This is a genomic window from Mesorhizobium sp. L103C119B0 (genome assembly GCF_000502235.1).
GTDB lineage: Bacteria > Pseudomonadota > Alphaproteobacteria > Rhizobiales > Rhizobiaceae > Mesorhizobium.
Genome location: NZ_AYXE01000001.1, coordinates 396,088 through 408,032, shown reverse-complemented (window position 1 = coordinate 408,032; position 11,945 = coordinate 396,088). Strand labels below are relative to the sequence as shown.

Here is an 11,945-nt window from a genome sequence, read left to right as displayed (position 1 = left end):
GGTCATGATCATGCGATACCCCTCTAATAAAATCGTATAGGATATAGGATTGAGTTTCGCGGAGCATCATGTTAGTGGGTGGTTCTGTCAAGAGGCAAACGATGCAGAACACGGACCTGACGGTTGACAATGAAGCCCGTGCGACCGGTCGTATTCAGCGCGCCAACAGTCTGGCTGGCGACGTTTACGAAGCAATCTTCGCGCAGCTCATGTCTTTGAGGATTGCTCCGGGATCGCGCATCACCGTCGACAATCTCGTCAAGGAATTCAACGTCTCGCATACCCCCATTCGTGAAGCGCTTGGCAGGCTGGAGGGGGAAGGGCTGGTTCTGAAAACCCACCTGATCGGCTATCGCGCCGCCCCACAAATCACCCGCCGGCGCTTCGACGAGCTTTACGAGCTGCGTCTATTGCTTGAACCTGCCGCCGCGGCCAAAGCCACCGCAACAATGGACGGCGAGCGCCTTGCCGCGCTGCAGGAGGCGGCCGGCGTCATGGCTCGGCGGGTCGGCAAGGACGAACGCCTGCGCTATTCGAACTTCGCCCGTCAGGACGCGATCTTCCACGACAAGATCGTCGAGTTCGCCCAGAACGAACTCATTCGCGAGACGCTGAATCACCAGCATACCCACTTCCATATCTTCCGCCTGATGTATCACTCCAGGGTGACCGAAGAGGCGCTCGACGAGCACGAGGCTATTCTCGCTGCCTTTGCCGGGGGCGATCCGGACGCCGCCGAAAAAGCCATGCGTGCGCACATCGAAAATTCGCGGGACAGGCTCCTGCCTGCGTTCGAGTAGCCTGGCGATGTGCTTGTCCGAGGCACCCTCAAGCGCGGCGCGCCGCTGTTCGCCCAGCCTGCCGCCTACGAATTGTACTCCCCGTTCTGAGCCGATTTCGATACCGGAAGGAGGCGCGCAGTGCACCTCGCCCCTGAAACAAACCGAGAGGAAAGACATGCCAGCCAAAAAAATCCTGATGCTGACCGGTGATTTCACCGAGGAGTATGAAATCTTCGTCTATCAGCAGGCGATGGAAGCGGTGGGACACACCGTTCATGTCGTGTGCCCCGACAAAAGCGCCGGAGACATGATCAAGACGTCGCTGCACGATTTCGAGGGCGATCAGACGTACACCGAAAAGCCCGGCCACAATGCGCTGATCAACAAGACCTTTGCCGACGCCGAGAAGCAGCTGAGCCAGTACGACGCTGTCTATTGCGCCGGCGGTCGTGGCCCCGAATACATCCGCACCGACAAGCGGATACAGGCAATGGTGCGCCATTTCCACGAGGCGAAAAAGCCGATCTTCACGATCTGCCATGGCGTCCAGATTCTGATCGCGGTCGACGGCGTCGTGCGCGGCAAGAAGGTGGCGGCGCTCGCCGCCTGCGAGCCGGAGGTGACGCTTGCCGGCGGCACCTATATCGATCTGTCTCCCACCGACGCCTATGTCGATGGGACCATGGTTTCAGCCAAAGGCTGGACCGCGCTTGCGGCGTTCATCCGTGAATGCCTGAAGGTGCTGGGAACGGAAATCCGCCATTCTTGAATCGTTTGTCCCGGCGCATCCCTGAGGGGATGCGCCGGCTCTCTCAACGGCGCGGGCACTCAGTCATGTCATCAGGTTCAGATCAGGAACCTGCGGCAGGTGTGCTCCAGAACCTTGTGCCATCATCACCTCGGACGCCTTCAAGCGCTGCCGCATCGCGTGCGTGCACCAGCGCGCCATCCTCGTTGACCTTTCCCAGCTTGACGGGTGCCAACCCGAGTTGATTGGCCCATTGGAGAGGTCGACATGAAAGTCGGCGCCCGGGAGCTGTCAGGGTTTCACGAACCGGAACGCGAAGCGATCGGTCTCGCCCTTGATCGCGGGATCGAACACCTTGGTCGAGTGCGGGTCATCCTTATTCACCAGCACGGTGCTTTCCGCGTCCAGTACGAAGCCGGCCGCCTCCACCTCCTCGCCGACGAATGCAGGGTCGATCCGATGCAGCGACCGGGTGTCGCTCGTGCCCGACCCAGCGGCGGCGGCGTGGTCGACGATGACGTAGGACCCACCGGGTTTCAGCCGCTTGTAGACAGCTCGATTGAAGTCGGCCGCCGTCGCACCCTTCTTCTGGACCAGGGCGGTGTGAAGATCGTGGTAAAACAGGTGCAGCCATAGGACATCCGCTGGCGGCGTGACCTCCGGCATCGCGACGAGATCCGCCGAGGCGGCTTCGACGTTCTCTCGGCCCGGCTCCTTCGCGAGCGTCCGCATGAGGCCGACCGGATCGTTCTTGAAGTGGGCGACTTCGGCCGGCACGAAGCTGTAGACCCGCCCCTCTGATCCGACGATGTCGGAGAAGAGGCGCGTCCAGTCTCCGTCGCCAGGGTAGACGTCGATCACGGTGGAGCCCGCCTCGATTCGTGCGAACCGGATTAACTCGGATACCTTGGATTGGTCGTACATCGAAATCTCCTTAGGAGTGGATATTCTTCTCGGTGCTCATAGTGATTTCTCCATTTTGCTCGGATCGGATCGCGCTTGATCCGATCCGAGTTCCGATCGAGTGCGTGGTTTCTTTGCCGGTGGGGACGTCGCGCTCGTCAGTCGAATTTGACCAAGTCCTTGAAGATCAGATGACCCCAGCTGTCTCCGCGCGCCTGGACCAGCAGGCCACCTTCCGACACCCCGCCAAGCTTGATCGGCGCGAAACCGAGATTTTCCGCAAGCTCCCCAGTCTGTGTTGCGGCAGCATCATCGTCGCTTGCCAAGAACACGACCCTCCGGCCACCATGTACGGCCGGATCCTGATCAAGCACCGGGGCGACCAGATGGTTGAAGCCCTTGACCAGTTTTGCGCCAGAGAAGGCCTGCGCGATGAACTTGGAAGAAGGTTGTCCTCCCAGTTCCTCAGGGGGCACGCCATAGGCATTGGTCACATCGATGATCGTCTTCCCCTGCCAGGTGGGGAGCGCCTTAGCAACATTCGGGTGCGCCTCGAAGCGGACAGCCAAAAAGATGATGTCCGCCTTGATGGCTTCCGCCAGTTTTTTGGGGATGATGGTGGGTCCGATCGCGGCCGCATCGGCGGCAAAGCTTTCCGGGTCGCGTGTGGTTGCAACGGAAACTTCGATGCCGTTTCGGGCAAACGCCTTGGCAAGGGCCTGTCCGATATCGCCGAATCCTACGATTGCATAGTTCATAGTACTTCTCCGATCTGGTGCTAATGCCGGGCTCAGACTTGCGCCATGCCTCCATCGACGGCGAGATCCACGCCGGTGACGAAAGAACTTTCATCGGAGGCGAGGAACGTTACGGCAGCAGCGATTTCCTCTGGTTTGCCCCTGCGACCCATTGGGATCCGTGACGCAAACTGGGCGGCCGCTTGCTCGGCTTGCTCAGGGGTAAGGCCAGTCGTTGTCTCTAAGGCCGGCGTCTCGATTGGTCCCGGACTCATTGCATTGACGCGGATTTTGCGGTCTTTGAATTCCAGTGTCCAAGCGCGCGCGAAGTTGCGTACAGCCGCCTTGCTCGCGGTGTAGGTACTAAACCCTGGAAGCCCCAACACGTTCGACACTGAAGAATTCAGGATGATCGAACCGCCGTCTTTGATAGGGGAAGGGCCTTCTGCACCGTAAAGAACAGACCCTTCACGTTCACATCGAAGGTCTGATCAAAATGTGCCTCGGTAGCGACGGCGAGCGGTGCGATCGTCCCCGCGCCGGCGTTGGCGAAGAGAATGTCGATATGACCATATTTCTCCTTCACGACGGCATAGAGGCGATCCAGATCTTCCAGGAGCGACACGTCACCCACGACCGTCGTAACGTTTTTCATGATGAAGGCTGCGGCCTCCTTCAGCTCCTTCTCTCTTCGCCCGGTAATCACGACGTGCGCTCCTTCTTCTACGAAGCGCTTGGCTGTGGCCAATCCGATCCCGCTGCTTCCGCCCGTGATGACTGCGATCTTGCCTTCGAGTTTTTTCATAATTCTTTGTCTTTCGTTGCGCACGGGCCAGGTACGGACCGCGCTGGGGGTCAGAGTTGAGCCAGGCCGCCGTCGACGGCGACCTCGCTGGCGGTCATGAAGCTGCTGTCCGGCGACGCGAGGAAGGCGGCCGCGGCGCCGATCTCCGCCGGATCGGCCATGCGCTGGAGCGGGGTCATCGCGCCGTAGGCCTTCTGGCCTTCCTCGCCTAACGCCTCCTTCGCGAGTTCGGTCGNTGCGCTGGAGCGGGGTCATCGCGCCGTAGGCCTTCTGGCCTTCCTCGCCTAACGCCTCCTTCGCGAGTTCGGTCGCCGTCGCTCCGGGCGACAGCACGTTTACGCGGATGCCGGTGCCCTTCAGGTCTTCCGCCCAGGTCCGCGCCAGGTTGCGCACTGCCGCCTTGCTCGCGCTATAGGCAGTGAACCCCGGAGCGCCCGTGGTGCCGGCGCTCGACCCGGTCAGGATGATCGAACCGCCCTGGCTCATCAGCGGCAGCGTCTTCTGGACCGTGAAGATCGTACCCTTCACATTGGTGTCGAAGGTTTCGTCAATGTGCCTGGCGGTGATCTGGCCGAGCGGAAGCGGGCTTCCTGCCCCGGCATTGGCGAAGACGATATCGAGGCTTCCGCGCTCGGCCTTCACCGCAGCGTAGAGTCGGTCGAGGTCGGCCTCATCCGAGACCGAGCCCTTAACCGCGCGGGCACTAGGCCCAAGGTCGGCCACGGCTGCGTCGAGCGCTTCCTGCCGGCGGCCGAAGATGAAGACGAAGGCGCCCTCCTCGATAAAGCGCTTGGCTGCGGCGCGGCCGATGCCCGTAGCGCCGCCAGTTATCACAGCGGTCTTTCCATTCAGTCTGTTCATGTCATGCATCCTTTGTTTCGCCGTCTCGTGTCTTTGGCTGTACGGGAAAGTCCCGCGAGAGCCTCAAGATGGGTTCGCCGAAGTCGGGCGGTGAGTGCGCAATCGCGCACATCGCTGGTGCGAAAACGATCCAGCTAGATGATTGAACGCCGCGGCGGCCGCACGAACTACGGCTGATCGTGTTAGTATGGGCTTTGCAAGCCGCACTTCGCTGCGCAGGAATGCACCATGATCGACTGGGATGACGTCCGCTACTTTCTTGCCGCCGCGCGCGGCGGCTCGGTGCGTGCTGCCGCCGCGCACCTCGGTGTGAACCACTCGACCGTGCTGCGACGCATCGCTCAGCTCGAGGAACGCCTCGGGGCGCAGATGTTCGGAAAGCTGCCTTCCGGCTACCGCCTGACGGCTGCCGGCGAAGAGGTCCTCGATCTCGCGACCCAGATGGAAGCGTCGTCGCACCAGTTGGAGACGCGAGTCTTCGGTCGTGACCAGAGCGCGCGCGGGCTTTTGCGGGTGACGCTTCCACCGTTCCTCGCCACACACCTGCTCATGCCGGATCTCGCCGACTTCGCGCGTCTACATCGCGACATCGAGATGGAAATCCTGTCGTCCGGCGAGCTGGCCAATCTGACCAACCGAGAGGCCGACGTCGCGATCCGCATTGTCGCCGACCGCAAGACCCTGCCGCTCAATCTTCACGGCCTGAAGGGACCGGAGCTGTTCAGCGGCGTCTACATGTCTCGCGATCGGCTAGCCGCGTGGCGTGCGGGCACGCCTGATCCCATCCGGTGGATAGGCATAGACAATCATGGAATTCCGGACTGGGCGCGCGAGGGAGAAGTTCACGTAACGGGAGTACCGTTCAGGACACCTGACGCCGAGACGCAGATCATCGCGGCGCACCAAGGGATTGGGATAACGAAACTGCCGTGCTTCGTCGGAGATGCCGACCCCCTGCTGGTAAGGGTGCCGGGGATCGACGTGCCCATGCATGGGACACTCTGGCTTCTCACGCTAGGCGAGACACGCAAGACGAAGCGGGTGCGGCTCTTCACCGAGTTCGTATCCCGCAGGCTCGCCGCGTACGCTCCGCTTCTCTCGGGGCTGTCCATATCGCGCGACTGACGCCCGGCAGGTCCGCCGGCAACGCTTCCCGCAATCCGGGTGGAAGCCGAGCTGCGATCGCCTGAAGCGGCGTGTTCAATCCGCGAATCCCGTGGGAGTAGGGAAACGGCGGCAGTAGCGTAGAGGTACCAGCCTAAGCTCGACCTCTTCCCACACCATGATCAGACAACGATGCCACCGTCTTCAGCGCGCCATCGAGCATGTCGCCTTTCTCGTCTTTCAGCGCAGCTTCGCGCAACCGCCTGATCCAGTCGGCAGCGTCATCGCGGCCCTTGACCAGATCGAGCGCCGACAGCACGCGATCGAATTTGGACTGGGCGCGGAGGTGGGTGTCGCTGTAGCCCTTGATCAGCCGGCGGCAGTTCAAGATTTCGACGGCGAGCGCGTAGTCCTGAGGCGCGTGGCTGAGCGCCAGCCCATACCAGCGCTCCAGATGCGCCGTCTCGACCTTGTGGCGCAACAGGCGCCGCCGCCAGCGGCGCAGGCCGCCGATGAACCAGAGGACCGCAAAGCCGGCAAAGCTGTCGGTGCGGATGCGCCGGCCGTGATTGATGCGCCGGTCGAGAAAGCCTGCAAGTTTCGATCGGTTCTCGATGTAGCTGCCCAATCCCGCCGGCAAAGTGCCGCAGAACTCCTCGATGCGCGGATGGAAATACTCGGTCACCTGCAGGATGGAGCCGTTCTTGACGCCCACCTCCTTGCGCACCCGCCGGTCACGCGTCGAACGTGTCTTGAGATCGGCGACGCGGATCATGTCGTCGTAGCACAGCGCGTTGGCCAGGTGCTTGGCGGCAGCGATGGACAATGCATGGGCATGGCCGGGATCATCAAGCGCAACGGCCTTGTCCAACCGGTCGAGATAGTCGCGGCCATAGGCGATGTCCTGGTAGTCGACGACCTTTCTCAGGCCTCGAAGCGCCATGGCGCGCACCGCCGCGGGCATCAGGTCGATGCGGGCGGCCAGCGCCTGCCAACCCTGCAGCAGGTTCTGCGGACCGCTCACGCGCCCTGCACCCGGAGCGGGTTCGACCGTGGCCGGTTCTGCCGGCTCTGGCGCGGGGACCGTCGTACCGCGCGCGCGGTCGTAGGCGACGGCGAAGGCAGCGAGGCTGGCTTTCGCGCCTCGGCCGCCGGCGCCGATCGCTTGCTCATAGCTTTCACGCGTGAACGGCAATGCGTCGGAGCCGGCCAGCGCGCCAAGCAGACTGGCCGAGATCATTGAGCCATTGTCCGCGGCGATCTTTTCCATGTCGAAGGCGATGAAGCGTTTCGATGCAGCTTCCGCCGTCGCGCGTACCTTGGAAGACGAGGCCCGGCCGTCACCCGGCTCGATCTTTTCCGACACCGCGGCGATACGGTGCGAGGAGGTGATCAGCGTGGTGCGATCGGGCGTGACGAAGCCCCTGATGATGGCGCGGCCGGCTTCCATCAGCTCGGCGGCGATCAATATGTCGACATCGCCTTGCGAAGGCGACAAGGCAAAGACCGGCAGCCGGCCGGTGTCGCGGGCCATCTCGACGTAATAGATCGTAGCGCCGGTGCGCTGGGCGACGCCGGCGACCGAGGTCGATTGCGCGACATAGGAATTGCGCTCGGCGACATCGGTGATCCAGTCGGCGAGCACGCCTCCGCCCTGGCCGCCGACCGCGAGCAAAGCGAGCTTGATCACCGGCTCGGTATCGGCGGCACCGGATTTCGGACGCAAGGGCGAAGCCTGGTCAAGCATCGGCGAACGTCAACCTGCGGCTCTCGCGGCGGCGCTGCATCAGGCCGATGGTGGCGCGACGTGCAGATTCGAGGAAGCGGTCCCAGCGGCTCGGATTGTGCACGACATCGGCGCGGTAGAAAGAAGGGCACAGAACGGCAGCGTCCGCCACCTCGCCGCAATTGCCGCAGCCGACGCAGCTCTGGTCGATCGATGCCACCGGATCGTCACGCAAGGGATCGTCGAGCGATTTCACCGACAGCGACGGGCAGCCGGACAGCCGCATGCAGGCGTGGTCGCCGGTGCAGATGTCCTCGTCGACGCCGAATTTCGGCTTGACGACACGGGTCCCTCCCTTGATCGCCTTGTCGACCAGCGGCTTTTCGCGACGCTGGCGGTTGAGCATGCATTCGGAAGAGGCGACGATGACCTTTGGTCCCTTTTCCTCCGTCGTCAGCGCCTCGCGCAGCGTGTCCTGCATCTTGCCGACATCGTAGGTGCGGTCGATGTGGCGCAGCCATTTGACGCCCATGCCCTTCACCGCTTCGGTGATCGGATGCTTGGTCGACTTGGTCTTGTTGCCCGCGCGCGACGACAGGATGTCCTGCCCACCGGTGGCGGCGGAGTAAAAATTGTCGACGATGACGATGACGCCGTCATTCTTGTTGAACACCGCGTTGCCGATCGAGGAGGTCAGGCCGTTGTGCCAGAAGCCGCCATCGCCGACGAAGGAGATCGACCTCCGTTTGGCGTCGGGCGAATTGAAGGCCGAAGCCGAGGCCGGCCCCAGCCCATAGCCCATGGTGGTGGCGCCAAGCTCGAAGGGCGGCATGATTGAGAACAGATGGCAGCCGATGTCGGAGGCGATGTGGTGCTTGCCGAGTTCCTGCTCGACCAGCTTGGTCGCGGCAAAGATCGGCCGCTCCGGGCAACCGATGCAGAAACCCGGCGGACGTCCCGGCACGATGTTGATCAGGTCGGCGGTGTTGACGCCGTCGCCGACCTTGTTCGGTGCTCGCACCTCGCTCGGCAAGAGATGCGCGGCCTCGGCGCGCAGGAAGGCGCCGATGCCGTCCAGCATGACCTGGCCGGTATATTCTCCGGCCATCGGCAGATATTCCTTGCCAACCAGCCTGGTGCCGCGCCCGGCCTTGTGCAGCATGGCGGCAAAGGCTTGCTCGATGTAGTTGGGCTGGCCCTCCTCGACCACGAGCACCGCCTGCTTGCCTTCGCAGAAAGACAGGAACTCATCGTCTATCAGGGGATAGACGGCGTTGAGAACGTAGAGCGGCACATCCGTCTCGCCATAGGTGTCGGCAAGGCCGAGCCGCTGTAAGGCGCGGATGACCGAATTGTACATGCCGCCCTGCATGACGATGCCGACCGAGCCATGGTCCGAACCGAAGAACTCGTTGATCTTGTTCCTGGCGATGAAATCGACCGCCGCCGGCCAGCGTTTTTGCACCTTCTCCTTCTCGTGCAGGAAGGAGGCGGGTGGCAGCACGATGCGGCCGGTGTCGCGGCGCGGCGCGTCGAGCGCATCGGCCACCGTCATCGGCGGGCGCTTGTTGTCCTTGGCTATGAAGTGGCCGTGGACGTGGCAGCAGCGGATGCGCACCTGCAGCATCACCGGAGTATTGGACGCTTCGGACAGCTCGAAACCATCCTCCACCGCCTTGACGATCGAAGGCAGGTTCGGGCGCGGGTCGAGCAGCCAGACCTGGCTTTTCATGGCGAAGGCATGGCTACGCTCCTGCATGATCGAGGAGCCCTCGCCATAATCCTCGCCGACGATGATCAGCGCGCCGCCGGTGACGCCGCCGGAGGCGAGATTGGCGAGCGCGTCGGAAGCGACATTGGTGCCGACAGTCGACTTGAAGGTCGCCGCGCCACGGATGGGGTAATGCACCGAGGCCGCCAGCATGGCGGTGGCGGTGGCTTCCGAGGCGCTCGCCTCGAAATGCACGCCGAGTTCGCCCAGAATGTCCTGCGCGTCGGCCAGCACGTCCATCAGATGGCTGATCGGCGCGCCCTGGTAGCCGCCGACATAGCCGACGCCGCATTGCAGCAGCGCCTTGGTGATGGCGAGAATGCCTTCGCCGGCAAATTCCTCGCCGGCGCCGAGCCTGAGTTTTTCGACTTCCTTGGCAAAAGACCGTTCGGCCATTTTTCCAACCTTCCGTTGCCGGCGGTGCGGCCGGCGCCTAACGTCTAGATGTCGTGCTTGCGAATGTTCTTCAGCATCTTCTGCAATGTGGCGATCAGCGCCGTGTATTCGGCGTCGTCGACATCGTCGAACATCGCCTCGAACGCGTCATGCATTGCCGGCCAGGCGCGCGTGAACTCGGCGCGGCCCTCGTCGGTCAGGAAGACATGGCGGATGCGGCTGTCGGTAACGCCTTGCTCGCGCCGCACGAAGCCTTGCCCCTCCAGCGTGTCGAGCGTGCGGCTCAAGGTCGACTGCTCGATGACGGTGTAGACCGAGAGGTCGTTGACGGTGACGCCGTCGGTGACCGACAGCACGGCCAGCGTGCGGACCTGCGGAATGGTCAGGCCCTGTTTGCGGAAATCGTCGCGCAAGGTGGCGTTGTAGCGCCCCATGATGCGGTTCATCAGATAGGGCGCGAATTGCTGCAGGCCGATCTGGCCAAGCGTCGAAATGCGCTGGCGCTTTTCCGGAACCTTCTGCTCCATCACAGCCTCCCCGCCAGCAGAAAGCCGGAACCGCCACCGAGGCCCGCGCCCGGATGGGTGGACGCGCCGATGTGATAGAGGTTTTTGATGCCGGTCTGATGGTTGCGGCTGGTCTTGAACGGCCGCCACAGGAACGACTGGTCGATGGTCGAGGACCCGCCATAGGGGTCGCCGCCGACCAGATTGATATTCATCGCTTCGAGATCGGCCGGCGAATAGGCGCGTCGCGCAATCACGCTGTCCTTGAAACCATCGATGTGGTTGGCCAGGATGGCTTCGGCACGATCAGCATAGGCTTCGCGCAACGCCTCGGTCCATTGCCCGTCGGTGGATGCCTGGAGCGTGCCGGCAGCATCGCCCTTGATGTGACGGGGCGCCTCGGGAAGTTGCAGCCACAGTATTGCTTTGCCAGGCGGGCAGCGCGATGGGTCGAGCGCATGTGGCTGGCCGACACAGATGGTCGGCACGTCCGGCAGCATGCCGCGCGCCGCTTCGTTGCAGGCTTTCGAGACGCCGTCGAGCCCTGGCGTCAGGTGCAACAATGCCACCTGGTCCAGGCCATCACCGCGCCATGCCGGCGGCTTGTTCAGCGCATAGTGAATCTGGAAATTGCCTTTGCCGTAGCGGTATTTCTGTGTCGCTTCGACATCGGCCTTGGGAGCCTCGCTGCCGAGCAACCGGTGGTAAAGCTGCGTCGGCGTGACCGAACAGATGACGCTCTTGTTTGCTGTAATCGTTTCGCCCGAGGCGAGCCGTACGCCGGTCGCGCGGCCACCGCTCTGGACGATCGAGGCGACATCGGCGCCGGTGCGGATGTCGCCACCACGTTCCCTTATCAGAGCTTCGAAGGCAGTGAGCAGGGTCTTCGCCCCACCCTTGACGATCGGCGCCCCGGCCGCTTCCAGCGCGAAGGCAATGACCTTGGCGATCTGCCCTGAGAAGGCGTCTTCCGGTCCGAGCCCGGCGTGCAGCACCCAGGGCGCCCACAGCGCGCGGATTGTCTCGGACCGATAGGTGCTTTCCAGCCAGCTGCGCGCCGGCACCAGTGCTTCACCGAGAAAGGCGGCAAGCCCGCGCGGGCCTCGCCGCCAGGCATCGCCGGCCAACAGCTTGGCTGTCGGATAAGACCACAGGCTGCCGCCGAGCAGGCCGAACAGCAGGCCGGCATTGCGCTCGATGCTGCCGACATCGTCGGCGTGCCGGTCGCCATCGCCGGGGGCGATCGCATTGATTGCAGCGACGTTGGCGGCGCGGTCGGTGGTGAGCACGGCATGGCTGCCGTCCGGCCGCAGCACGCCGGTTGGCGTGCCGGTGTGACAGAACTCCAGCCCGTGCCGCGCGAGATCGCCGCCCAACGCCGCAAAGGCCGGCGAGGTGATGAACAGCACGAAGGTGGTCGCCATCACGTCATGGATGAAGCCGGGCGCGGTGATCTCCTCGGTACGCATGCAGCCGCCGATGCGGTCGTTGCGCTCGAGGACGAGCACCTTCGCGCCCTTGCCGCCAAGCATCGCCGCGCAGACCAGCGCGTTGATGCCGCTGCCGACGATGATGTGATCCGGCTGGCTCACCTCAGCGTGCTTTC

At 63.2% G+C, this 11,945-nt stretch carries 9 protein-coding genes and 2 pseudogenes; 3 read left to right on the top strand and 8 right to left on the bottom strand.

Translation table 11 applies throughout. The features are described from left to right. The first annotated feature begins 101 nt into the window (after positions 1–101). Both X728_RS164270 and X728_RS164275 read left to right on the top strand, forming a co-directional pair. On the top strand, positions 102–800 hold the full coding sequence (locus X728_RS164270; protein ID WP_023682751.1) for a GntR family transcriptional regulator: 699 nt from the start codon (positions 102–104) through the stop codon (positions 798–800). A gap of 157 nt (positions 801–957) precedes the next feature. Further along, the gene (locus X728_RS164275; protein ID WP_023682750.1) at positions 958–1,551 is read left to right on the top strand and encodes a DJ-1/PfpI family protein; all 594 of its coding nucleotides are present in this window, start codon (positions 958–960) and stop codon (positions 1,549–1,551) included. Positions 1,552–1,821: 270 nt separating this feature from the next. On the opposite strand, the gene X728_RS164280 is transcribed toward X728_RS164275, so the two are convergent. From X728_RS164280 to X728_RS01000000166100, 4 genes and pseudogenes are all read right to left on the bottom strand, one after another. Beyond that, complete coding sequence (locus tag X728_RS164280) at positions 1,822–2,454, bottom strand: class I SAM-dependent methyltransferase (protein WP_023682749.1); 633 nt, start codon at positions 2,452–2,454, stop codon at positions 1,822–1,824. Between the two features lie 137 nt (positions 2,455–2,591). Next, positions 2,592–3,191: an NADPH-dependent F420 reductase gene (locus tag X728_RS164285; protein WP_023830420.1), complete on the bottom strand. Its 600-nt coding sequence runs from the start codon at positions 3,189–3,191 to the stop codon at positions 2,592–2,594. Between the two features lie 32 nt (positions 3,192–3,223). Continuing rightward, positions 3,224–3,975: pseudogene (locus X728_RS01000000166105) on the bottom strand (glucose 1-dehydrogenase). 50 nt (positions 3,976–4,025) lie between these two features. After that, positions 4,026–4,836: pseudogene (locus tag X728_RS01000000166100) on the bottom strand (SDR family oxidoreductase). Positions 4,837–5,064: 228 nt separating this feature from the next. Between X728_RS01000000166100 and X728_RS164290 the strand changes: the two are divergent. Beyond that, positions 5,065–5,961, top strand: a complete 897-nt coding sequence (locus X728_RS164290) for a LysR family transcriptional regulator (protein WP_023830419.1) — start codon at positions 5,065–5,067, stop codon at positions 5,959–5,961. 133 nt (positions 5,962–6,094) lie between these two features. On the opposite strand, the gene X728_RS164295 is transcribed toward X728_RS164290, so the two are convergent. Genes X728_RS164295 through X728_RS164310 form a run of 4 tightly spaced genes read right to left on the bottom strand, consistent with a single transcriptional unit; the run spans position 6,095 to position 11,931 of the window. After that, positions 6,095–7,687 (bottom strand): indolepyruvate oxidoreductase subunit beta family protein, encoded by a 1,593-nt coding sequence (locus X728_RS164295; RefSeq protein WP_023830418.1) that lies wholly within the window; start codon positions 7,685–7,687, stop codon positions 6,095–6,097. Then, on the bottom strand, positions 7,680–9,833 hold the full coding sequence (locus X728_RS164300; protein ID WP_023830417.1) for an indolepyruvate ferredoxin oxidoreductase subunit alpha: 2,154 nt from the start codon (positions 9,831–9,833) through the stop codon (positions 7,680–7,682). Before X728_RS164300 ends, X728_RS164295 begins: the two co-directional genes overlap by 8 nt. Positions 9,834–9,877: 44 nt before the next feature. Next, positions 9,878–10,360, bottom strand: a complete 483-nt coding sequence (locus X728_RS164305; RefSeq protein ID WP_023830416.1) for a MarR family transcriptional regulator — start codon at positions 10,358–10,360, stop codon at positions 9,878–9,880. Beyond that, positions 10,360–11,931: an NAD(P)/FAD-dependent oxidoreductase gene (locus X728_RS164310; RefSeq protein WP_023830415.1), complete on the bottom strand. Its 1,572-nt coding sequence runs from the start codon at positions 11,929–11,931 to the stop codon at positions 10,360–10,362. The genes X728_RS164305 and X728_RS164310 overlap by 1 nt, the downstream gene beginning before the upstream one ends. Between the last annotated feature and the right edge of the window lie 14 nt (positions 11,932–11,945).

Coding starts and splice junctions, on each gene's coding strand:
- X728_RS164300 (WP_023830417.1), bottom strand. CDS start 9,833: ATGGCCGAACGGTCTTTTGCCAAGGAAGTCGAAAAACTCAGGCTCGGC.
- X728_RS164285 (WP_023830420.1), bottom strand. CDS start 3,191: ATGAACTATGCAATCGTAGGATTCGGCGATATCGGACAGGCCCTTGCC.
- X728_RS164295 (WP_023830418.1), bottom strand. CDS start 7,687: ATGCTTGACCAGGCTTCGCCCTTGCGTCCGAAATCCGGTGCCGCCGAT.
- X728_RS164280 (WP_023682749.1), bottom strand. CDS start 2,454: ATGTACGACCAATCCAAGGTATCCGAGTTAATCCGGTTCGCACGAATC.
- X728_RS164270 (WP_023682751.1), top strand. CDS start 102: ATGCAGAACACGGACCTGACGGTTGACAATGAAGCCCGTGCGACCGGT.
- X728_RS164290 (WP_023830419.1), top strand. CDS start 5,065: ATGATCGACTGGGATGACGTCCGCTACTTTCTTGCCGCCGCGCGCGGC.
- X728_RS164275 (WP_023682750.1), top strand. CDS start 958: ATGCCAGCCAAAAAAATCCTGATGCTGACCGGTGATTTCACCGAGGAG.
- X728_RS164305 (WP_023830416.1), bottom strand. CDS start 10,360: ATGGAGCAGAAGGTTCCGGAAAAGCGCCAGCGCATTTCGACGCTTGGC.